Annotated in this window: 21 protein-coding genes; 6 read left to right on the top strand and 15 right to left on the bottom strand. The window is 72.2% G+C overall.

Annotated elements, in window-relative coordinates; all coding sequences use genetic code 11:
- The 12 genes from ABT122_RS14390 to ABT122_RS14335 form a co-directional block, all read right to left on the bottom strand.
- A partial coding sequence (locus ABT122_RS14390) for a carbamoyl-phosphate synthase domain-containing protein (RefSeq protein ID WP_351550525.1) occupies window positions 1–242 on the bottom strand: 242 nt, incomplete at its 3' end.
- Complete coding sequence (locus tag ABT122_RS14385) at window positions 239–1,510, bottom strand: ATP-grasp domain-containing protein (protein ID WP_351550522.1); 1,272 nt, start codon at window positions 1,508–1,510, stop codon at window positions 239–241. The genes ABT122_RS14390 and ABT122_RS14385, both read right to left, overlap by 4 nt.
- The gene (locus ABT122_RS14380; RefSeq protein ID WP_351550519.1) at window positions 1,507–1,797 is read right to left on the bottom strand and encodes a hypothetical protein; all 291 of its coding nucleotides are present in this window, start codon (window positions 1,795–1,797) and stop codon (window positions 1,507–1,509) included. The genes ABT122_RS14385 and ABT122_RS14380 overlap by 4 nt, the downstream gene beginning before the upstream one ends.
- A gap of 209 nt (window positions 1,798–2,006) precedes the next feature.
- Window positions 2,007–3,260, bottom strand: a complete 1,254-nt coding sequence (locus ABT122_RS14375) for an ATP-grasp domain-containing protein (protein WP_351550516.1) — start codon at window positions 3,258–3,260, stop codon at window positions 2,007–2,009.
- A 56-nt stretch (window positions 3,261–3,316) separates the two neighbouring features.
- Window positions 3,317–4,270: a TauD/TfdA family dioxygenase gene (locus ABT122_RS14370; protein WP_351550514.1), complete on the bottom strand. Its 954-nt coding sequence runs from the start codon at window positions 4,268–4,270 to the stop codon at window positions 3,317–3,319.
- A 40-nt stretch (window positions 4,271–4,310) separates the two neighbouring features.
- A complete protein-coding gene (locus ABT122_RS14365) occupies window positions 4,311–4,460 on the bottom strand; it encodes a hypothetical protein (protein ID WP_351550511.1) in 150 nt (49 codons plus the stop codon).
- A 92-nt stretch (window positions 4,461–4,552) separates the two neighbouring features.
- The gene (locus ABT122_RS14360) at window positions 4,553–6,391 is read right to left on the bottom strand and encodes a carbamoyltransferase family protein (protein ID WP_351550509.1); all 1,839 of its coding nucleotides are present in this window, start codon (window positions 6,389–6,391) and stop codon (window positions 4,553–4,555) included.
- A 108-nt stretch (window positions 6,392–6,499) separates the two neighbouring features.
- Window positions 6,500–8,839, bottom strand: coding sequence for an iron-containing redox enzyme family protein (locus ABT122_RS14355; protein ID WP_351550506.1), 2,340 nt, complete (start codon window positions 8,837–8,839; stop codon window positions 6,500–6,502).
- Between the two features lie 29 nt (window positions 8,840–8,868).
- On the bottom strand, window positions 8,869–8,991 hold the full coding sequence (locus ABT122_RS14350; protein WP_351550503.1) for a hypothetical protein: 123 nt from the start codon (window positions 8,989–8,991) through the stop codon (window positions 8,869–8,871).
- 25 nt (window positions 8,992–9,016) lie between these two features.
- Window positions 9,017–10,048: an SGNH/GDSL hydrolase family protein gene (locus ABT122_RS14345; RefSeq protein ID WP_351550500.1), complete on the bottom strand. Its 1,032-nt coding sequence runs from the start codon at window positions 10,046–10,048 to the stop codon at window positions 9,017–9,019.
- A gap of 72 nt (window positions 10,049–10,120) precedes the next feature.
- Complete coding sequence (locus tag ABT122_RS14340; RefSeq protein WP_351550497.1) at window positions 10,121–10,870, bottom strand: SDR family oxidoreductase; 750 nt, start codon at window positions 10,868–10,870, stop codon at window positions 10,121–10,123.
- Between the two features lie 831 nt (window positions 10,871–11,701).
- Window positions 11,702–12,235, bottom strand: a complete 534-nt coding sequence (locus ABT122_RS14335) for a GNAT family N-acetyltransferase (protein WP_351550494.1) — start codon at window positions 12,233–12,235, stop codon at window positions 11,702–11,704.
- Between the two features lie 151 nt (window positions 12,236–12,386).
- Between ABT122_RS14335 and ABT122_RS14330 the strand changes: the two genes are divergently transcribed.
- From ABT122_RS14330 to ABT122_RS14320, 3 genes are all read left to right on the top strand, one after another.
- The gene (locus tag ABT122_RS14330) at window positions 12,387–13,265 is read left to right on the top strand and encodes an alpha/beta hydrolase (protein ID WP_351550539.1); all 879 of its coding nucleotides are present in this window, start codon (window positions 12,387–12,389) and stop codon (window positions 13,263–13,265) included.
- A 63-nt stretch (window positions 13,266–13,328) separates the two neighbouring features.
- Window positions 13,329–13,991, top strand: a complete 663-nt coding sequence (locus tag ABT122_RS14325; RefSeq protein WP_351550491.1) for an RNA polymerase sigma factor — start codon at window positions 13,329–13,331, stop codon at window positions 13,989–13,991.
- Window positions 13,988–15,034, top strand: a complete 1,047-nt coding sequence (locus tag ABT122_RS14320) for a CU044_5270 family protein (RefSeq protein ID WP_351550488.1) — start codon at window positions 13,988–13,990, stop codon at window positions 15,032–15,034. The genes ABT122_RS14325 and ABT122_RS14320 overlap by 4 nt, the downstream gene beginning before the upstream one ends.
- 72 nt (window positions 15,035–15,106) lie before the next feature.
- On the opposite strand, the gene ABT122_RS14315 is transcribed toward ABT122_RS14320, so the two are convergent.
- Window positions 15,107–17,056: a protein-arginine deiminase domain-containing protein gene (locus ABT122_RS14315; protein WP_502976140.1), complete on the bottom strand. Its 1,950-nt coding sequence runs from the start codon at window positions 17,054–17,056 to the stop codon at window positions 15,107–15,109.
- Between the two features lie 338 nt (window positions 17,057–17,394).
- Between ABT122_RS14315 and ABT122_RS14310 the strand changes: the two genes are divergently transcribed.
- Complete coding sequence (locus tag ABT122_RS14310; protein WP_351550485.1) at window positions 17,395–17,958, top strand: DUF6344 domain-containing protein; 564 nt, start codon at window positions 17,395–17,397, stop codon at window positions 17,956–17,958.
- A 256-nt stretch (window positions 17,959–18,214) separates the two neighbouring features.
- Here ABT122_RS14310 and ABT122_RS14305 read toward each other — a convergent pair whose 3' ends face one another.
- A complete protein-coding gene (locus ABT122_RS14305; protein WP_351550482.1) occupies window positions 18,215–18,913 on the bottom strand; it encodes a DUF5324 family protein in 699 nt (232 codons plus the stop codon).
- Between the two features lie 284 nt (window positions 18,914–19,197).
- Between ABT122_RS14305 and ABT122_RS14300 the strand changes: the two genes are divergently transcribed.
- Window positions 19,198–19,731: a peptidylprolyl isomerase gene (locus ABT122_RS14300; protein WP_351550479.1), complete on the top strand. Its 534-nt coding sequence runs from the start codon at window positions 19,198–19,200 to the stop codon at window positions 19,729–19,731.
- Window positions 19,732–19,839: 108 nt separating this feature from the next.
- The gene (locus ABT122_RS14295; protein WP_351550476.1) at window positions 19,840–20,730 is read left to right on the top strand and encodes a rhomboid family intramembrane serine protease; all 891 of its coding nucleotides are present in this window, start codon (window positions 19,840–19,842) and stop codon (window positions 20,728–20,730) included.
- A 317-nt stretch (window positions 20,731–21,047) separates the two neighbouring features.
- Here ABT122_RS14295 and crgA read toward each other — a convergent pair whose 3' ends face one another.
- Window positions 21,048–21,305 (bottom strand): cell division protein CrgA, encoded by a 258-nt coding sequence (gene crgA, locus ABT122_RS14290; protein WP_351550473.1) that lies wholly within the window; start codon window positions 21,303–21,305, stop codon window positions 21,048–21,050.
- Window positions 21,306–21,444: the final 139 nt, after the last annotated feature.

Here is a 21,444-nt window from a genome sequence, read left to right as displayed (position 1 = left end):
CAGATCCGCCGCGACTCGTCATCCTCATCATTGACCCCCGTATTCCCCACATGAGGAGCCGTCATCACCACCACCTGACGGTGATACGACGGATCGGTCAACGTCTCCTGATAACCCGTCATCCCCGTACTGAACACCGCCTCACCAAACGTCTCCCCCACAGCCCCGAAAGCACGACCGCGAAACACACGGCCATCCTCCAGAACAAGGACGGCCGTGGATCTCACCGGGCGCCCGTTCACCGGTCGAGTCCGCAGACCGCGCGGCGGCCCCCGGTGGGCGGGGAGGGGGGTTCGGGGGCGCACTCCAGACGGAACCGGGCGGCGGTGCGGACCACCGCCTTCTCCACGTCGCCGCTGGAGGCGCCCCGGAAGCGGAACCGGGCGCCCACATGCTCGTACCCGCCGACGCGCGGGACCACCTGGCCGACGGCGGGGATCACCGACGCGTACGGACCGTCCTCGGGGCCGGGCGGCTCGGGGAGGTCCCAGGCGGTCACCCGGCAGGGGGCGGGAACCGGGGACGGCACCAGCAGCCAGCCGCCCGTGCGCCAGCGGGCCGGGACCGGGAGGTCCGGGCGGCGGCCGAGCTGGACATCGGCGGCGGCGCGCATGAGATCGATGCCGTGCACCTCGCGCCAGACGAACGGGATCTCCGCGCCGCCGACCCGGTACCCCGCCTCCAGGAACCGGAACTCGGGAGCGCCGCCCTCCCGGGGCGTACGGACGAAGGCCTCCAGATGGAACACCCAGGGCTCGGTGCTCAGCGCGCCCGCCACCCGGGTGAGGAATCCGGTGAGCGGCCCGAGCACCTCGGGGTCGTCCACCTCGACCGAGCCCAGCGCCTCCCCCCTGGTGAAGTCCACACAGGTGTTGACATACCGGGAGGCCCGCCAGGGGCCGAGCCGGTCGCCGGTCCACAGGCCGTCGACGTGGAAGATCTCATCGGGGCTGAACCGCTGCACCAGCCGGGGCTCCGGCGGCAGCCCGCGCAGCGCCGTGAGGCCGGCGGGGGAGTCGAGGCGTACGACACCCCTGCTCGCCGTCCCCCGGCGCGGCTTGACCACGACGGGCCAGCCGTGGCGCCCGGCGAACTCCCGTACGGCGCTCTCGTCCGGTGCGTCCGCGAAGCGGGGGACCGGCACCCCGGCTCCGGCGACCGTCAGGTTCATGGTGAGCTTGTCGCGGAAGCGGGCCAGCTCGCCGGGTGTCTGGCCCGGGCAGCCGAGCCGTTCCCGGACCGTGGCGGCGGTGTCGAGATCGCCCTCGTTGAGCGCCAGCACCCGCCGGGGGGCGCCGAAGTCGGCACAGAGCGCGGAGACCGCGCTCCAGACCGCCCCCAGGTCGTCGGTGGCGGGGACCACCCGGGCCGCCGCCGCGCCGGGGGGTACGGAGGCGAGGCCCAGCTCCGTGGTCACATAGGTGACCCGGTGGGCGCGGTGGTCGAGGTACTCCTCGTAGTGGGCGTGCCGGTCGCGCCAGCGGTGGATCACGAGGACATGCCGGCTCACAGCTCCTCCGTCCCGGCCGCCGTCATGTCGCGGACCCGGCCCACCGCGAAGGTCGCCGAGACGACGGCGGCGCGGGCCGCGCCCAGGGCGTCCCGGGCCGCGTCCAGATCGCCCTGCGGGAGCTGCGCCACGATGTCGGTCGCGCAGTCGATCAGATGGAGCGCGGCCCGGGTGAGCGGCTGCTCGCTGGTGTAGGTCTCCTCGACGAGCCGGCGTACGGAGTTGAGCTGGGCGACGGGGTCCCGGGTGGGGCCCTCGGTCAGCACAGTGGAAGTGATCGTGTTCACGGGCGATTCCATCCCGGGGGTCGTTGCGGACTGGGCGCCTTCCCGTGGGGACGGCCGGGCGGCGCGGACGGCGGTGGAGGGTTCGGCCGCCCGGCACGGGGGCGGGCGGGGGTCCGGCCGCCCGGCACGGCGGCGGGGAGAGGGCGGAGTGCGGGCGAGAGCGAGGGCGCGGGCGGCCGGGGCGCGGGCCCGGGGGCCCGCCCCGCCCGTCAGCCCGTGACGAAGCGAATCCGGTCGTTGGCGGCCTCGCACTTGGCCACGGCGTCGTCCGCGTCGCGCCCGGAGGCGATGACATAGCCGGAGACGCAGTCGGCGACCGTCAGCAGCGGCGGCACGGTCTCCCCCTCGCTCCGGCCGATGACCGCCGCGACCTCGGTGTCCAGGAACTCGTCGAGATAGGGCAGGAAGACGTACTGCACCTCTCCCTGGGGGACCCGGCGGACCTCGTCGGCGGCGTCGTCGTCGACCTCGACGGCCCGGATGGTGCCCGGCTCCGGGGTGAAGAAGCGGACGGCGGCGCCGCCGAGCGGCTCGGGCGAGGTCAGCGGCAGCTCGTCGATGCCGAGCGGCACGGTGAGGAACATCCGGTTGAGGTTCAGCCCGAAGGCGCGGCGGACCAGCTCGGGCGCCCCGCTCCCGGCGAGCCTGGCATGCGACTCCAGGACGCGCGGACCCTTCTCGGTGAGGACGAACTCGCTGTGCGAGGGCCCCTCGGTCAGGCCCACGGCGTCGAGGAACCTGGGGGTCAGCTCGCGGAGCGCGGCGAGGTGCGGGACGGCGCAGCGGCTGGGGGTGCTGACCTCCCACTCCACGTACCGCTCGTTCATGCGGTACTCGGAGTAGCCGATGGTGAGGTGCCGGCCCGCGTGGGAGAAGGAGTCCACGCTGACGACGGGCCCGTCGAGATACTCCTCGGCGATCACCGAGGAGATCTCCGCGTCCCGCAGCGCCTGCCAGGCCCGCTCGGCGTCCTCGGGGCCCTCCACCGGGTGGATGTGCAGGCTCGCCACCCCGTCCACGGGCTTGACGATGATCCGGTCGCCCACCTCCGCCTGGAAGGCCGCGACCTCGGCGGCGCTGGTCACCCTGCGGTAGCGCACGGGGCTCAGATCGTGCTTGTCCAGCAGTTCCCTGGTGAGCGCCTTGTCCTTGAGCGCGCGGGCGGTGGCCTCGCTGACGCCGGGCAGGCCCAGCGAGTCGACGACGAACCCGGTGGACTCGGCGGCCGGCTCGGTGGTGGTGAGGACGCGGTCGAAGGGGCGCTGTTCGTGGAGCGGCCTCAGCAGGTCGAGGATGGCCTGCCCGTCGGCGATGGGGGCGTGCAGGATCTGCTCGCAGTGCGCGGCGATGGACACGTCGTACGCGCCCTCCTCGTGGACGAGGACCACGTCGATGCCGAGTTCCCTGGCGCCCGCGATCGGCGCCGGCCTGCCGCCGATGACTGCCACTCGGTACTTGCCCATGACGTTCCCTTCGGTGAGGTGTGAGGTGTTCGCATGCGTGTGTGTGGGCGTGCGGGTCAGGCGGCGTAGCAGCGGCGCAGCCAGCGGGCCCGCGCCTCGGGCGCCGGGGTGAACGCCTTGCGGCGGTGCAGTACCCGGAGGTTGTCGAAGATCAGGAAGTCGCCGGTGTCCAGGACCAGCTCGGCCGAGGGGATGGTGTCGAGCGCCGCGCACCACCGCTCCAGCGCCTCCCGCGCCCGCTCCGACGAGCCGAAGGTCGTGCCCCGGTCGTACCGCACGCGGTGGCGGCCGTCCGGTCCCGGCTCCAGGACGGGTGCCTTCACCAGGGGCCCGGTGGCCGCCCCGTCGTTGGAGTCCGGCGCGCCCACCTCGAAGTCGTGGGTGAGCAGGGCGTCCCGGGTCGGCTCGTCCAGCCGGATCACGACATCGTCGAGGGCGGCGATCTGGGTCGGTACCCGCTCCTCGTTCCGCACGGCGTAGAAGGTCAGATACGGGGGTGTGTAGAGCCGGGGGTCCGAGCCGGGCGGGCCGAACGGCTGGTGGGGGTTGTCGGAGTGCCAGTAGAACTCCGAGTCGGCGCCCCAGGAGCTGGTGGTCCCGGAGGCCGCCGGATTGGGCACCACATTGCGGATGAGCCGGCCGTCGTTCTCGTAGCTGACGGCGAAGGGGGTGCAGCCCAGGATGCGGATGAGGCCCAGATGGATCGCGTTGGTCACGGCGAGTTCGGACTCGTCGCCGAATCCGCTCACGGGGGTGGCGGGGAACTCCTGGGCGGGCAGGTTCGACAGGACCAGGCCGTGCGAGCCGGCCGCCGTGAACACCTTGACGCCGTGGAGGATGTCGCCGGGCAGATGGCGGCGGAGCGCGTAGGCGCCGATCCCGGCGAGTATGGAGTCGTCGATGTCCGAGTCCAGGCTGCTCTCCGAGACCCGTTCCGAGATCTCCTTGTCCAACAGATCCCGGACACCGTTCTCGACGCGGTACCGGGCGAACTGGAGCAGGCTGGTCATCGATGTCTCCGATCGGTCAGTCGCGTGCGGTGGTGCGCCATCAGCGAGCCGGTGACGGGGTCGAGACAGTCCAGTAGGTCTCCGCGCTCCGGTTCCAGCGGCGGGTCAGGGGGTCTCGCACGAGCCGGCTCAGCAGACCGGCGGGGGTGACGACGAGGTAGTAGAGGATGAGGAGGAGCAGGGTGCGCATGGGGCGTCCTTCGCTCGGTGGGAATGGTGGGTCCGCCGGTGGGGAAGGCGGGTCCGCCGGCGGGAAAGGGTGGGTCCCCGGGCGGCGGGATCTCAGTCCAGCGGGATCTCGTCGCGCCAGTCGGACTCCTCGGTCCAGGCGGGCTGGGCGCTCTTCTCCAGCAGGAAGCTCCCGAGCGCCAGCAGATCGATGTCGGTGCGCATGAAGCAGGTGTAGGCGTCGTGCGGGGACTCCACGATCGGTTCGCCGCGCACGTTGAACGACGTGTTGACCAGCACCGGGCAGCCGGTGCGGGCCTTGAAGGCGGTCAGCAGCCGGTGGTAGGGCGCGTTGTTCCGCTCGGTGACCGTCTGCACCCGGGCCGAGCCGTCGACATGGGTGACGGCGGGGATGGTGGAGCGCCGCACCTTCAGCAGATCGAGACCGGTGGCGCCGCTGTCCTCGGCCGGCACCCGCTGTGCGGCGGTGACCTGCGAGACCACCAGCATGTACGGGCTCTCCTGCGGCAGGTCGAAGTACTCCCCGGCGTCCCGCGCCAGCACGGAGGGCGCGAACGGCCGGAAGGACTCCCGGAATTTGATCTTCAGATTCATCGCGGACTGCATCCTGGGGTTGCGCGGGTCCCCGACGATGGAGCGCGCGCCCAGCGCCCGGGGGCCGAACTCCATACGCCCCTGGAACCAGCCGGCGATCTTCCCCTCGGCCAGTTGCTCGGCGACCGCCTTGGCGAGGGTGTCGCTGTCCAGCCGCTGGTGGGGGATGCCATGGGCGTCCAGATAGGCGGCGATCTCGTCGTCGCCGTAGGCGGGGCCCAGCAGGGAGCCGCTCATCGCGTCGTGCCCGGTGGCGGGGTGGTCGCGCCGGACCCCGCGCTCCATGGCGACGGCCTGGGCGGCGCCGAGGGCCCCGCCCGCGTCCCCGGCGGCGGGCTGGACCCAGACCTCGTCGAAGATCCCGGCGTCGATGATCTTCCCGTTGGCGACACAGTTGAGGGCGACCCCGCCGGCCAGGCAGAGCCGGGACTCGCCGGTCCGCTCCCGCGCGGTCCGCGCCAGCCTGAGCACGACCTCCTCGGTGACCTCCTGCACGGAGGCGGCGAGGTCGAACTCCCGCTCGGTGAGGGGGCTCTCCGGGGCTCTGCGGGGTCCGCCGAAGAGCCGCTCGAAGCCGCGGCCGGTCATCACCTGGCCGCGCAGATACTCGAAGTTGCGCATGTTCAGCCGGAAGGAGCCATCGGCCTTCACATCGATCAGCTGCTCGCGGATGATCCGGGCGTACTTCGGCCTGCCGTAGGGCGCGAGACCCATGAGCTTGTACTCGCCGGAGTCGACCTTGAAGCCGCAGAAGTAGGTGAACGCCGAGTACAGCAGCCCCAGCGAGTGCGGGAACCGCAGCTCGGCCAGGGGGCGCACCTCGGTGCCGCGCCCGTGCCACAGGGTGGTGGTGGCCCACTCGCCGACGCCGTCGATGCAGAGCACGGCGGCGGACTCGTAGGGGCTGGGGAAGAAGGCCGACACGGCGTGCGACTCGTGGTGGCGGCGTACGGAGACCTCCGGCACCGCTCCCCGGCCCAGCGCCGCCAGCTCGGCGCGGACGGTGTCGGCGGTGCGCAGCTTGCCGCCGCGCCCGGTCCAGGCGGGCAGGGTGTCGCGGAAGGAGGCGAAGCCGGTGGGCGCGGCGCCGCCGAAGGTGGAGAGCACCCGGCGGAACTTGAGCCGGGGGTCCTCGTAGTAGGCGACGGCGGCGAGGTCGTCGAGGCTCGCACCCGCCTCGTCCAGGCAGTACGCGACCGCGAGGGAGGGGAAGGAGGGGTCGTGCCGGCGCCTGCTGAAACGTTCCTCTTGAGCGGCGGCGACCGGTACGCCATCGGCGACCAGCGCGGCCGCGCTGTCGTGGTAGAAGGCCGAGACTCCAAGAATCAGATCAGACACGCCGCGTTCCTCCGGAAGTGGTCGGGTGGCGAGGTGCGAGGGGGATGTCGGAGGCGGACCGGTTCCGGGCGCGGACGGCGGGCCGCCTCCCCGCGCGGATGCGGAGCCTCACCGGCGTCTGCCGGTGAGGCGTACGCGCCGGGCGGCCATGCGCGCGCCGACCCCGCGCGGCGGGTTCAGCGAGCGGTACCCCACCCGCACCCGCTCCCAGGTCTCCGCCCGGCCGCCGGGGCCGGGGGTCTCGGGGAGCGCGGCCAGCAGGGTGTCCACCGCGTCGGCGGCCCAGGCGGAGTGCCCGGTGGCCACGTTGTCGATGGTGTTGTGGATGTCCACGAAGCGGGTGCTGAAGCCGTACGCCTTCAGGGCGAGCCGCGCCCTGCGGTACGTACCGCCGACCCCCGACAGCTCCATGGCCAGATTCAGACCGAGCACCTCCGGCAGGAAGGTCCGCGGGAACCGGCCGACGCACAGCCAGTACACCGGCAGCTCGAAGGACTCGTCCCGGAACCCCGGCCACCGCGCGAACTCGGCCGACGCGGTCGGCGGCGGCTCGATCCCCATCTCGCGCAGCACATCGCGGTAGATCAGCGGGTGGTTCAGCCGTGGCTCGCCATTGCCGAGTTCGTCCCAGTACGTCTCGAAGAGCGAGTGGCCGATCTCGGAGGACGCCTGCTCGTAGTCGGTGAACCCCTGGAGCCAGCTCCCGTCGATCAGGGTCAGCGGCGCGGTCTGGACGGTGTCGTCGACGACGGCCTCGCGGGAGGGCAGCGGGATCTCCGCGTTCTCGTGGAACTCGGCGCCGTGGCGGTCGTGCTGGGTCTGGAGCCAGGGGCGCAGCCCCTCACGGGTCCACCGCTCCGGCAGCGGCATGGTGCGCCGGTCCATCCCGTGCCGGGACCGGGCCAGCCAGCCGCTGACGTACTCCACCGCCCAGGACCGCAGCTCCGGGGTGTCGGTGCGGCGCATCAGCAGGTGGTACGCCTCACGGACGCCGGAGGGCGCCCGGCCGCCGGAGGCCGGTGCGGAGCGCAGCGCGGCGGCCACCCCCGCCAGGGCGGCGGGGGCCGGGGGCGGGGTGCTCCGCACCGGCGGCCCGGCGGTCTCCGTGGTGCCTTTCGCGCCGGTGGTGCTGGTGGTGCCCGGAGCGCGGGGGGGCAGGGAGTCGATCCACCGCCGGATGACGGTCAGATCCTCAGGCGAGAAGACCCGGAACATCGGACCCCGCTCACCCACCAGCCCGCGTACCAGCGAACTCGCCCCCGAGCGGCCCGGTTTGACCAGCCTGCTCCGGGCCAGCACATCGAGGAGCGGGCCCGGATCGGTACGGCACTGGCTCAGCCAGGCGGCCAGCGGCCGGCCCTCCAGCAGGAACTGGTGGTGGTAGACGGCGCCCTCGCGCGAGCGCAGCCGCAGCAGCTCGGCCATGTCGAACGCCGGGTCCCCGGCCGCCACCAGCTCCGTGTGGAGCGCCCCGGACCAGGTGCGCAGCGCGTCCAGGGTCCAGCCGAAGCCCCGGCGCACCGCCTCGGCCGCGCCCGGGCCCTCCCGCGCCACCAGCTCGTCCACGGCGGTACGGCAGTGCGCGGCCGGGTCCGGTTCCCCCGGTCCGCGCCGTCCGGCCGGGTCGACGGCGTTCCAGTCGGTCTCCGTGGGGAGCACCTCCCGGACCATCGTCAGCGCGGGCGGCAGCCCCACCGCGCGCAGACAGAGATCGGCCCCGAGGAGTTCGGCGCGGAAGTCGTCCGGGCGCCGGCTCATCGCCAGCAGCAGCGCCGGGAGGCGGAAGGCGGCGTCCGTGATCCTGGGGTCGCCGGCGAGCCGGGCCGCCGGTACGGCGTTCTCCGCGAGCCGCAGCCGCCGCAGCAGTTCCAGATAGGCGCTGCCCCGGGAGGCCATCGGGTGACCGGCGCCCACATCGGAGGCGTACAGGGCGAGGACGCGCAGCACCACCGGGTCGTCCGCGTTGCCGGGGGCGCTCAGCCACTGGAGCCAGGCGCCGGAGAGGAGGGAGAGCGGGGCGCAGCCGAGGACGGCGCGGCGGACGAGCACCTCGCGGTGGCCCTCGGGGACGGCGGCCCGGCCGTCGGAGCCGGCCCCGGGGATCGCCCGGAACCGGGCGCCCTCGGCGGCGGACCAGCCGGCCGCCTCCCGGACGAGGTCGTCGAGCGTGCTGCCGCCGCGGCTGTCCCGGCTGTCCGGGCCGTGCGGAACCGCGGCGTCCTCGGAGCCCGGCGGGCCGTCGTCCGCCGGGGGGAGGCGGCCGTGGCGGCGCAGCTCGGCCCGGACCTCCTCGACGAACCGGCCCTCGGGAACGGACGCCTCCGGGTCGGCGGCGTGGGAGTACACCGACCGGGCGGAGCCCTCGGTGCCCGGCGGGTGCCCGTGCGGGCCGTGCGGGGGGTGCTGAGCGGGCAGCGTCGCCTTTGCTGCTGCCTCATGGCCTTGCATCCTTCTCCTCCCTCCTGCTCCTCGGACGGTCAGAACATGGGGTAGATGGATGCGTCGTTCTTCCGGTTGGCGCGCTTCTTGCGCCGGAATATCTTCGCGACGATTTTCCGCAGGAAGGACATGGTGGACTGCCTGCTTTCATGAGGGAGCACGGGGGAGAGGGAATTCCTGGGACGGTCAGGAGAGGCCGAGGGTCTCGGCGGTGAGCCGGGCGACGAGATCGCAGCCGAAATCCGTGAAGTGCGGACGGCTCACATACAGCCAGTCCTTCTCGGTGATCGCGTCGGCCACCACCGGATTGAGGTCGAAATAGCGCACGCCGAGCTTCTCGCAGCCGGCGCTCACCTGCTCGCCGAAGGCGCGGGCCACCTCGGGGGTGGAGATGTCGCCGTACAGCTCGTCCCAGGTGCCGAGCTTGGAGATCCGGTCGATCTCGTCGAAGAGCAGCCGCTCCTGCGGCGCGTGCCGGTCCCGCACCCACAGGGACATCGGCTGGAGCACGTAGGTCAGCCGCACCTGCGGCCCGGCCAGCCGCCGCCAGGTGTCGAGATGGCGCAGGGTGAGATCGGCGGCGGCGTCGATGACCCGGGGGATGTCCCGGCGCGCCTCGTCCGGCGTGGAGAAGGTGCGGCGGCGCTCGGACCGGCGGCCCAGCAGTTTCGCCGGTTTGCGGTTGGCCTCCCTGATCTCCTCCATCTTGTCGAAGTACTCACCGCAGAAGAAGAACGCGCCGTGGTCGCCCTGCTGCCACTCGGGGAATCTGCCGACGGTCAGGTCGTTGAGCCCGGAGAAGATGACGATTTCATCGATCTCGGGCAGCAGATGACGGTAGAGGGTGAAGAGCAGCAGCTCCTGGGTCGAGTTGTAGCAGCGCCCGCCGAAATTGAGCCAGGGGGCGGAGGGGGCGTGTTTGCGCCAGAGGAGTGAGGGAATCGTGGTGGCGTCGCTGGTGGAGCCGATGCCGAGCACGGATGAGCTGCCGGAGAAGATCCGGACCGGACCGGCGGGAAGCTGTCCGGCGGGGGAGGCGATTTCCCCGTTCGGGCCCCGGGATATCCGGAAGCCGGCCCGGTCCGTGTTGATCACGGCCGACCGGTAGTCGGTCCGGTGGTAGTACATGAGGTAGGGCTGGTAGCGGGTCTCGGCCGGGTCGTTGAATTTTGCGTACTCCTGGAGCTGTGGAGTCAGTTCGTCACGGTGGAGTTTCACTGATGCGTACTCCTCGAAGCTGAATGCGAAGGACTCGAAAAGAACGGACGGCGGGGCGGCTGTTCGACGGGGTCAGTCGCGGAACAGCGGGCCCCGGTGCAGCCTGTGCTGCGCGGCCTGCGCCAGCGGGCGGACCACGAGCTGGTCGATGTTGACGTGCTGGGGCAGGCCGACGGCGAGTGCCACGCACTCGGCGACATCGGCGGCGGTGAGGGGGCGGTCGACCCCTTCGTAGACGGCCGCGGCGCCCTCGGCGTCACCGCGCAGCCGGTTGAGGGCGAACTCCTCGGTCCGGACCATCCCGGGGGCCACCTCGATCACCCGGACGGGCTCCCCGCACAGCTCCAGCCGGAGGGTCTCGCAGAGGGCGTGCTCCGCGTGCTTGGCGGCGCTGTAGCCGCCGCCGCCCTCGTAGTTGACGTGCGCGGCGGTGGAGGTGACGGTCACGATGGTGCCGCCCAGGCCGGCCCGCAGCAGCGGGAGCAGGGCCTGGGTCACGCGCAGGGTGCCGAGCACATTCACGGAGAACATCCGCTGCCAGTCGTCCGGGGAGGCGGCCGGCACCCGCTCGGCGCCGAGGGCGCCGCCGGCGTTGTTGACCAGGAGGTCGCAGGAGTCCAGCGAGGCGGCGAGGCGGCCGACCGCCGCGTCGTCGGTGAGGTCGGCGACGTGGGTGCGCGCGCCGGTCTCGGCCGCGACCTCGCGCAGCCGGTCGGCGCGACGGGCGACCGCCACGACGTCGAATCCGTCCTTCACGAGCCGGCGTACGGTCGCCGCGCCTATTCCGCTGCTCGCCCCGGTCACCACTGCTGTGCCGGCCACCGGCCACCACCACCCTTTCAGAATTCTGCCCGCGCGGGTGCCCGTGCTGCTGGAGTCGCTGAGGTCCGGGAGGAAAGTCAGGGAATCCGGTCGGGTCCGGCGTGATGTGTATTCTGCGGCTGATCTCATTTGCGCTCGGTTTTGATTCCGCGCATCGGGGACGCTCCCCTGGGTGGGAGATCGCTGAACCGGGCGCGATAATCAGAAATGCGCATTGCGGGAACCTGAGGGGGGGAGTTATGGGGCAAACCGGATTCCCCCTCCGAACCCCCACCCCGAGCCCCCTGCCCGGGCCTGCCACCCTTGGCCGACCCGGCACCCCCGGCCCGTCTGGGGGCGCCTCCCGGAGGCAGCTCTGGGGAAGTCCGAGGACGGACCTCGCGCCTGACGGGTGACCCGGGCATTCCCAGCCCGTCCGGCGTTTGGGGACGGGCCCCGCACCAAGGGTGGCCCGTGCCTGTGTATCCCAGCCCGTCCGGCGTTTGAGGACGGACCCCGCACCAAGGGTGGCCCGTGCCTGTGTATCCCAGCCCGTCCGGCGTTTGAGGACGGACCCCGCACCAAGGGTGACCCGGGCCTGTATATCCCAGCCCGTCCGGCGTTTGAGGACGGACCCTGGTCCACAGGAGCCCCGCACGCTGCGGGCCTCGGTCGGGGGCCAGCCCCCGAACCCCCGCTCCTCAATCGCCGGAGGGGCTGGGTTTGGTCGCCGGAGAGGCTGGGTTTGCTCCGGTCTCCGGAAGGGCCGGGGTGGCTCACGTCCCCGGAGGGGGCGGGATGGGTGGCTTCTCGGGTGCCGGGCGGTCGGGGGCGCCGCCCCGGGCAGGGGGGTCAGCCCTGGAATTCGGTCAGGTCGATGGCATGGATCACCAGCGGAAACCCATACCGGGGATGCGTCGCCTCCCCCACCCTCCCCATCCCCAGCTTCCGCATCACATTCTCCGAAGCGTCATTCCCCGGCCGCGCAATACTGATCACCCGATCGAGCCCCCGGTCCTGCAAGGCGAACTCCAGGCTGGCGTGCGCCGCCTCGGAGGCGTACCCCTGTCCCCAGAACGACCGGCCCAGCCGCCACCCGATCTCCACCGCCGGCAGCACCTCCGGCAGGAACTCCGGCACGGAGAGACCGGCGAACCCGATCAGCTCGCCCGAGGCGAGGAGCTCGACGGCGAAGAGCCCGAAGCCCTCCTCGTCCCACTCCTCCTCCCACCGCTCGATCGCGTCGGCCGTCCCCTCCAGGTCCAGCACCGAACCGTCCCCGATCCACTCCATGACCTCGGGGTCCGCGTTGATCTCCGACATGGGCACGAGGTCGTCGTCGTGCCAGCGGCGCAGCAGGAGGCGGGGGGTGCGGATCTCGGTCATGCCCCCCATCCTGCCCAAGGCGCGGCCCCAGCGGTAATCGCCCCCGCCGGAGGGGGCGCGCGGACACCCGTGGCCGACCACAGGGAAGCGCGCCCCCGGCCCCCGTACGCTGGACGCGGCCGCACACGGTGAGCTCCACCGAGGAGGAGTCCTGTCCCGTCCACTGCATTCCCCGGGGGTCCGCCGCGTCTCGCTGGACGCGGCAGGACTGACCCTCTCGGCGCTGCTCGCCGAGCCGTCGGGCCCGCCGCGCGCCACCGTCGTCGCCCTGCACGGCGGCGGCATGAGCGCCGGCTACTTCGACGGCCAGGCCCACCCCACCCTCTCCCTGCTCGCCCTCGGCGCCGCGCTGGGCTACACCGTCCTCGCCGTGGACCGCCCCGGCTACGGCGCGTCCGCTCCCAAGCTGCCCGAGGGCCAGACCCTCGCCGAGCAGAGCGCCGCGCTCCGGCTGGCGCTGGACGACTTCACCTCCCGCCACGCCACCGGCGCGGGACTGTTCGTCCTCGCCCACTCCTACGGCGGCAAGCTCGCCCTGACCGCCGCCGCGCACGGCCTCCACGACGCCCTCATCGGGCTGGACATCTCCGGCTGCGGCCACCGCTACGCCGCCCCGCCGCCCGAGGTCCGACCCGGCACCGGCCATGGCACCATCCGGCTCAACTGGGGCCCGCTGGGTCTGTACCCGGTGGAGACCTTCTCGCTCGCCGGCTCCGTCGTCGCCGGCATGCCGGTACGGGAAGGGGCCGAGGCGGCGCGCTGGGAGGAGAGCTTCCCGGCCGTGGCCGCGCGGGTGCGGGTCCCCGTCCGGCTGACCTTCGCCGAGCACGAGGCCTGGTGGCGGCATGACGCCGAGACCCTGGCCGAGCTGTCCCGGCTCCTCGCCGCCCCGCGCGTCCTGGTGGACCGTCAGCCCGCCGCCGGGCACAACATCAGTCTGGGCTGGGCCGCGCGCGCCTACCATCTGCGGGCGCTCGGCTTCCTGGAGGAGTGCCTCCAGCCCCGGGCCGCCGCCGGTGCCGCCGTCTGAGCCTCCCGGCTCCGAGGGGGAACCGCTCGCCCCGAGCGGACAAGTACTGATGTGGACTACTCGATGCATGCCCGTTTACGCGAGGGCGATCCGGCGGCGTTCAGGGAACTGTTCGTGGCGCACTCCGCCCTGGTCCACCGGCACGCGGTGCGCACCACCGGGGACTGGGCCGTCGCCGAGGACGTCGTGTCCCTGACGTTTCTGGAGGCGTGGCGGCTGCGCGGCAAGCTGCGCGACGAGGGGGACAGCCCCCGGCCCTGGCTGATGGGCATCGCCGTCAATGTGCTGCGCAACACCTCCCGCGCCGCCCGCCGCCACCACGCCGCCCTCGCCCGGATGCCCGTCCGTGACACCGTTCCCGACTTCGCCGACGAGCTGGTGGGACGGCTCTCCGACGCGGCCCAGCTCGCCGCCGCCCAGCGCGCGCTGCGCCGGCTGCGCCGCGGCGACCGGGAGGTGTTCACCCTCTGCGTCTGGGCCGGGCTGGGGTACGCGGAGGCCGCCGAGGCGCTCGGGGTGCCCGTCGGCACCGTCCGCTCCCGGCTCTTCCGGGCCCGGGCGCGGCTGCGGAAGCTCGCCGCCGAGGAGCTGGACCGGCCACCTGACCGTAAAGGATGGGAAAAGAACAGAAACCCGGAGGAAAGGGTGGAACCCGCACCCGGTCGCGGACAAGTACAGGGTGGCCGCTCGGAAGCGGCCCGGTCGAATGAGGAGAAGACCCGATGAACCGCACCCCCTGGCGGCGGAGGCAGGAGCCGCTCGACCACGCGGAGCTGGCCCGGCTGCTGCCCGCGCCCGGTGACCCGGATCTGCCGCGCGACCGCCGACGACTCCTGGAGGAGCAACTGATGCGCGAGATCCAGCCCACCCCCGGAACGGACCGGAGCCCGGTGCGGCCCGTGCGGCGCGCCCTGTTCATAGGCGCCCCGCTCACCGCGCTCGCCGTGGCCGGCGTGATGGTGGCCGCCACCCTGGGCGGCGGTGACGACGGCTCGAAGGACACCGCCGGGAGCACGAAGGGGACCGTCGTCCAGTTCGACGCCGGCAGCACGGAGAAGGTGGCCGCCACGGTCTCCCGGATCTCCGCCGCCGCCGAGAGCCGGGAGTTCCCGGAGCCCCGGGCCGACCAGTACCTCTACTTCAAGAGCACCGTCTCGTACCTGCGCGGCGGGGAGACGAACGGCAAGCCCTGGTACGAGGTCGAGAAGCCGCACTCCCGGGAGACCTGGTTCTCCCCCGACGGCCGGAAGGGCCATCTGTACGAGCGGGGGAAGCACATCAGCCTGGACAACGACCGGAGCAACCCGGGGGTCGGCTCGCCGACGTACAACTATCTCAAGTCCCTCCCGGCGGACCCCGACTTCCTGCTGAAGAAGATCTACCAGGACACCAAGGGCCAGGGCAGCGGACCCCACCAGCAGGCCTTCCTCACCATCGGCGATCTGCTGCGGGAGAACGCCGCACCGCCGAAGCTGTCGGCGGCGCTGTACCGGGCCGCCGCCGAGATCCCGGGAGTGGTCGTGGTGGACCACGCGAAGGACGCGGCCGGCCGCGACGGCATCGCCATCGCCCGGGTGGACGAGGAGGACCAGAGCCGCTCGGAGTGGATCTTCGACCGGAAGAGCTACGCCTACACCGGTGAGCGGACCGTCCAGCTCAAGGCTCTCCCCGGGATCAAGGCCGGGACGGTGACCGGCAACGCCGCCGTGCTGGACATCGCCGTCGTGGACAGGAAGCGCGAGCGCCCGGACGGCGACGACCGCCGCTGATCCCGCCACGGCGGCGGCCGGCCCCCGCGCGGACGCGTGCGGGGGCCGGCCGTTCTGCCGTGCGGGCGGCGGTTACGCCCGCTTCCACCACGGCTGGGAGGTGTCGCGCAGCGTATTGGTGCCGCAGTGCACCTCACCGCCGTTCACGTGGTACGTGTACCAGTCGTCGATGTACGCGGTGGTGAACCCCGCCCGGGCGTAGGCGGCGCTCACCGCGGTGCCGAAGATGTCCTTGCCGCCGATGACCGGTCCCCACTGCCTGGCCGCGAGGTAGCGCGAGTCGCTCAGCACCACACCGTTGACCGCGCCGGGTATGTACGCCCCGGTCTGCTCCATGGGCGTGAGCGCCGCCTTCCCGCCGGCCTTCCCGCCGGGCTTCCCCTCCGGAGCCGGCGTCTTCCCCCCGCCCGCCTTGTGGAGCTGGGAGAGGTCGCCGCCGCCCAGCCGCTGGAGCTTGGCACCGGCCTTGGCGCCCGGGCCGAGGTCCCAGCGCGCGTACAGCGCGGGCACCCGTACGACCTCGGCGTCGGTGATCCCGGTCTCGGCCTTCAGCAGCCGCAGATTGGCCTCGATGCGCTCGGTGGCCAGCTTGTTGTCGGCCCGGAACTTCTTGTGGGCCAGCATCCCGCCGATGGTCTCCTTCGGCGCGGGCACCCCGAACTTCCCCGGCACGGAGAACATCTTCTTCCCGCCGTGGCCCTCCGCCCGCGCCTTCTCCAGCAGGGCGATGCCCGCCGCCGGGTCCGCGATCCCGATCCGCCAGCCCCGCGCGGTCTTCGCGGGCAGGAACTGCACGAACTCGTCCACATGGCCCACACCCAGCCAGGCCGTGTCCAGCAGCAGGGGTGACTGCATGCCCTGCGAGGAGAGGAAGGTCCGCATCGACTTGGCCGGCTTGGAGCCGAAGTCGGGGCGGTGGCCCATGATGATCCGGCCCGCCGGGTACTCCTTGCCGCCGTGGGCGTAGGGCGGGATCGTCTCCAGGTTGCCCATGGAGTTGAGGGTGCCCTCCTCGTTCGCCGCGCCCTTGCCGACCTGCACCACCCCCACGTCCCTGCCGCGCAGCTTCTCGAACAGCTCGCGCCCCGCCTCCCGCTCCTGGGCCGAGCGGATCAGCACCCGGATGGCGTGGGTCCGGCCGCCGGGGCCGGTCATGCTCACATAGCCGGGCTCCACGAAGTCCTGCGCCCACGGGTCGCCGTAGCCGGTGAACTTCCGCACCGGCTTGGTGATGCCGGCGGCCTTCGCCTCCCGCTCCAGGTCCTTGACGAACTTGAGCTGCTCGGCCCGGAACTCCGGGTTCTCCGGCAGCGGGCCCATCTCGGTCACCAGCACCTCCTGGGCCCTCTGCCGGTGGTGGTGGGTGAGGACGGGGGCCGTCTTCAGCCGTACGTCGTCCTTGGCGGTGGCGGTCCCGTCGGTGACCCGGAACCGGACGAGGACCTCGCCGTCCCACTTCGCGGCGTCCCGCACCACATCGGTGGCCTCGATGCCCAGCTCCACCCCCGAGCGCAGCTCGGCCGCGGTGAGCCGGCCGGTGGGCGGGAGGTGCTTCCAGACACCCGCGCGCTTGAGGAAGAGCCGTGCCTTCCCCTTGCCCACGACGGTGACGCTCCCCGTCGCCCCGGCGGAGGCCCCGGGAAGCGGCACCGTCCTCAGCCGGGCCAGATCCGCGGCGTCGGCCGACCCGTTGAGCACGGTGTCCGCCGCGTCGTGGCAGCGGGCCAGCTGCTCGTCGCTCAGCGGCTTGCCCGCGCCGGTGCGGACCGGGCAGCGCTTGCTGTCGTCGTCGACATTGGGCAGGAGCACCGCGCCCCGCTGCCGGGTCCAGGTGTTCTCACCCGGTGTATCGGAGTCCCCCGTGACATCGACGCCGCCGTCGCGGTTGACGTCCGCCCGCAGATCGGGCCCGGCCGCGGGCGGCGCGGGGGGTGCCGCGGTCGCGGGTGGGCCCACCGTACCGATGAGCACCCCGGCCACCCCGGTGGCCAGTGCGGCGCTCTTCCAACCCTGGATGCCCAAGGTTTTCCCCTCCTCGTTCCACTCTCCTGCCATGCGGATGCTGACGGGGAAGAGCGCGAGGAGGGGCGGGTGGGTTGAGGGGGACCGGTGGGTTCGGCCGAGATGCCCCGCCGGGGGCCGGGATCTGTCTTGATTCGTACCTTCTGCGACCCCCGGTGGCATCACACCGGAGGCGGTTCCGCACGCCGGAGGGAGCCATACGGGTGGTGTTGATCAGAAGAACTACCTAGCGGCTGCGTCGGTCCTTCGCAACTCGGGATGCGTACACATCATGAGAAAGGTATGTAGATCGCCCCAACAGGATCACCGCACAACAGATCATCAGAAAGCGAGGGGTCATGGCCGCCGTCAGAGTCATCACGGTAAGAAATCTGTGGACCGCCTTCATCACCGCTCTTGTCGCCCTGTTCACCTCCCTGGGGCTGACGGGCAGCGCCACCGCCGCCCGGCACTCCGCGGCGCCGGTGCCGGAGCCGGAGCGGCCGGAGCAGCCGGGCCGGGAGATCGCCGCGGCCGGGGAGGGCCGTACGGGTGAGGGGGGAGCCCGACGGGCCCGCGCGGCCCTACCGGACCAGCGCGTCCGCGGAAAGCGCCGCCGCGCCGGGCGGGCCGCCTCGCCCGGGAGCCGGGCCCCGAGGGCCCAGGCACCCGCGCACCGGGCGGCACGGGCCCAGGTGCCCGCGCAGAGCACACGGTGGAGTCCGGGAGCCCCGGCCAGATCGCTGCCGCCCACCATCAAGCAGCGGATCAGGGCCGAGGCCCACAACGCCTCGCCGTCCGTCCGCAAGCTGCCCGCGCTCGACCCGCTGGCGCTCGACTCCGGTGCGGTGTCGATCGGCTCCCGGGACGCGGAGGACGCGGAAGCGGCCGCCGACCGCTCGGCGCTGACGGCCGCCGCGTGAGGCGCCGGGAGAGAACCAGCCCTCCCGGCACCCCGTACGGCACTCCGCGCGAGCCCGGCCGGCCTCACCGCCGCCAACGCCCGCGCCGCGACAGCCACCCGCCGTACAGGGGTCACCCTCGGTACGAGGCCCGCCCCCGCCGGGACGGTCACCCGCCGTACGAGGGACACGCGCGCCGCGACAGTCACCCGCCGCACGAGGGTCACCCGCCGCACGAGGTCAGCCCGCGCCGCGACGGCCACCCGCCGTACGAGGGTCAGCGGCGCTCGTCCCGGCCGTCCTCCGCCTCCGCCTCGGCCTCGTCCTGCTTCGCCCGGACCTCGGGGGAGAGCGCGTCCGGACTGCCGTCCACCGACGACAGCCGGTCACGGTCCGACACCTCGGTCGCCGCGGCCGGTTCCACCAGCCAGTCGGGGTTGGCCTGCTTGTCCCACCACTTCCACGCGGCGAAGACCCCGCCGGCCACCACTCCGACGAGCGCGAGCCCCTTGCCCAGACGCGCGGCCCTCGAACGCCGCTCGTGCCTGCGCACCAGCTTCTGAATGTCCTTCGCCGTCACCTGACCGCGCAGTGCGGCCAGCGCGGCGACCGATCGGGCCGCGGCCTCCTCCCGTACGGGCTGAGCGGCGGCCACCGCGTGCTCCACGCGGGGTTTGGTGTAGTCCGCCGCCTGACGAGCGGCCTTCCGGGCCTGATACGCCGCCCGGTGAGCGGCCTCGTCCACTTGCGGCGGTACATGCGGCGCCACATGGGCGCCGTACTGGACGCGGGCCTGGGTACGGGCCTGCCTGGCGGCTTGGGAGACCTTCGGCGCGATACGGACGCGCGCCTCATGTGCGTAATGCGCGGCCTGGCCACGGGCCGAGCCGGCGTAAGGCGCCACCACTTCCGCGGCGTGCAGCACGCTCTCCTTCGCCGAATCGGTCGCGGCACGCACGCTGTCCATGCGGGTCACGGGAATCATCCTCCTCGGTGGCGTTCTCCTGATCTGGGGCGAGCCCCAGTGCGGTACATATCGCCTTTCCGTCTGCTGGCACATCATGCCTGTTGACCGCTGCTCCGGCATGCGGGACGGGCATCCGGGTCATATCCGGACACCACAGGCGACGATGGCATCATTCCTTCCTTTGTGCGCCTTCGCGGCCATGCCCGCGGAGGTCTTTCCGTGTGCCCGGCTCTTCCGTGCGAGGATCGGAGCGTTCAGAAAACGACGTGGAAATCTTTACGGAAGGCAGGACCGTGGCCGAGCAGCTTTACGCCACCCTCAAGACCAACCAGGGCGACATCCAGATCCGGCTGCTGCCGAACCACGCGCCCAAGACGGTCAAGAACTTCGTCGAGCTGGCCACGGGCGAGCGTGAGTGGACCAACCCGCAGACCGGACAGCCCTCCAAGGAGAAGCTGTACGACGGAACGGTCTTCCACCGGGTGATCAGCGGTTTCATGATCCAGGGCGGGGACCCGCTGGGCAACGGCACCGGCGGCCCGGGGTACAAGTTCGCGGACGAGTTCCACCCGGAGCTCTCCTTCAACAAGCCGTACCTGCTGGCCATGGCCAACGCCGGGCCGGGCACCAATGGCTCCCAGTTCTTCCTCACCGTGTCGCCGACCACCTGGCTGACCGGTAAGCACACCATCTTCGGCGAGGTCACCGACAAGGCCAGCGTCGCGGTCATCGACCAGATCGCCGCCACGCCGACCAACCCGCGCACCGACCGTCCGGTGCAGGACGTGGTGATCGAGTCCGTGGTGATCGAGAGCCGCGAGGGCTGATCCCAGCGTGATCCCGGCCGATTCCCGGCCGCCGGGGAACAAAACCGCCCCGTCCATCCGTCTGGATGGACGGGGCGGTGTGTTGATTCAGGAGGGTTGAGGGATCTCATGGACCAGGCGCCAGGCAGTCCGCAGGAGCCGCACGGGCCGAGGGGCGCGTCCGGCCTGCCCGGCTGCTACCGCCACCCGGAGACGGGGACGGGCATCAGCTGTGTCCGCTGCGAGCGCCCGATCTGCCCGCAGTGCATGGTCAGCGCCTCCGTCGGCTTCCAGTGCCCCGACTGCGTGAGACAGGGCTCCGCCACCACCCAGCGGCCCCGCACCATCGCCGGCGGCACCATCGCCGCCGATCCCTTCCTGGTCACCAAGGTGCTCATCGCGATCAATGTCGCGGTCTACGCCCTGGTGCTCGCGCTCGGCGAGCGGCTGGTCGCCGAGACCAGCCTGGTCGGGCTGGCCTTCAGCCCGGAGCTGGGCCAGGTCGTCGGTGTGGCCGACGGCCAGTGGTACCGCCTGCTCACCGCGGTGTTCCTGCACGAGGAGCTGCCGCACATCCTCTTCAACATGCTCGGGGTCTGGTTCCTCGGCAAGATGGTGGAGCCCGCGCTCGGGCGCAGCCGCTATCTCGCGGTCTATCTGCTCTCCGGCCTCGGCGGCAGCGCGCTCGCCTATCTGCTCTCCGCGCAGAACCAGCCCTCGCTGGGCGCGTCGGGTGCCGTCTTCGGCCTGATGGGCGCCTTCGCGGTGCTGGCCCGCCGGTCGAATCTGGACATGCGCCCGGTCGCCGTGATCCTCGCGATCAGCCTGCTGCTCACCTTCACCCGGCCCAATATCTCCTGGGAGGGGCACATCGGCGGTCTGGTGGTCGGCGCCCTCGTCACCCTCGGACTGGTGTACGCCCCGAGGGCCCGCCGCACCCTGATACAGGGCGGGGTCCTCGCCGTGGCGCTGCTGGCGATCGTGGTGACGGTCGTCGCCAGAACCGTCGCCCTGACCTGATCCACAGCGGCTGAACAGGGACTTTTCCCCGGGCCTGGCACGGCTTGTCCACCGCTTGGGCACCGGTTGTCCACAGCGTGTGGCGAATCCTGCGCATCCCGTACTGAACAGGTGTGCCCCTTGTCCCCGAACCGGGTTTCCCCAGCGGGGACAAGGGGCGCGAGCCTGTCACCGAGATGGCCGACGCAGTCACACCGGCGTCAACATCCTGAAGGTTATCCACAGATCGTCTGACCTTTTCCCCACTGTGGACAACGCTGTGGATAACTTGGGTCAGAGCTTGACACAGAGGAGCCGGCCGGCTCCGCGCGCCACGGCTACTTCCACTGGGTGGAGACGCCGAAGCCCGCGGCGATGAAGCCGAACCCGACGACGATGTTCCAGTCGCCGATGGACTCCAGCGGCAAGCTGCTCTCGGTCACATAGAAAAGGACGATCCAGGCCAGCCCGATCAGGAACAGCGCGAGCATGACCGGGGCGACCCAGCTGCGGTTGGTCAGCTTGATGGCGGTCGCCGTCCGGTTGGCGGGCGGCGGCGTGAAATCGGCCTTCTTGCGGATACGTGACTTCGGCACGAGGGACTCTCCTGTCGATGCGCTGCGTGACCGCGCAGGGAACTGTGGCTGGCGGCCGGGGTCAGGAGCGACGGGGATCACTGCCTCCCCCGGGCGTCCGTTAGCGTAGTGCTTCCGCGGCGCCTGAGGAGATAAGGGT

Origin of the sequence: Streptomyces sp. NPDC001985 (genome assembly GCF_040296845.1) — a bacterium.
Classification (GTDB): domain Bacteria; phylum Actinomycetota; class Actinomycetes; order Streptomycetales; family Streptomycetaceae; genus Streptomyces.
The sequence above is the reverse complement of the archived record's forward strand: the minus strand, read 5'-3'. Positions and strand labels throughout refer to the sequence as shown.

Coding starts and splice junctions, on each gene's coding strand:
- ABT122_RS14375 (WP_351550516.1), bottom strand. CDS start 3,260: ATGGGCAAGTACCGAGTGGCAGTCATCGGCGGCAGGCCGGCGCCGATC.
- ABT122_RS14370 (WP_351550514.1), bottom strand. CDS start 4,270: ATGACCAGCCTGCTCCAGTTCGCCCGGTACCGCGTCGAGAACGGTGTC.
- ABT122_RS14365 (WP_351550511.1), bottom strand. CDS start 4,460: ATGCGCACCCTGCTCCTCCTCATCCTCTACTACCTCGTCGTCACCCCC.
- ABT122_RS14355 (WP_351550506.1), bottom strand. CDS start 8,839: ATGCAAGGCCATGAGGCAGCAGCAAAGGCGACGCTGCCCGCTCAGCAC.
- ABT122_RS14335 (WP_351550494.1), bottom strand. CDS start 12,235: ATGACCGAGATCCGCACCCCCCGCCTCCTGCTGCGCCGCTGGCACGAC.
- ABT122_RS14325 (WP_351550491.1), top strand. CDS start 13,329: ATGCATGCCCGTTTACGCGAGGGCGATCCGGCGGCGTTCAGGGAACTG.
- ABT122_RS14320 (WP_351550488.1), top strand. CDS start 13,988: ATGAACCGCACCCCCTGGCGGCGGAGGCAGGAGCCGCTCGACCACGCG.
- ABT122_RS14310 (WP_351550485.1), top strand. CDS start 17,395: ATGGCCGCCGTCAGAGTCATCACGGTAAGAAATCTGTGGACCGCCTTC.
- ABT122_RS14295 (WP_351550476.1), top strand. CDS start 19,840: ATGGACCAGGCGCCAGGCAGTCCGCAGGAGCCGCACGGGCCGAGGGGC.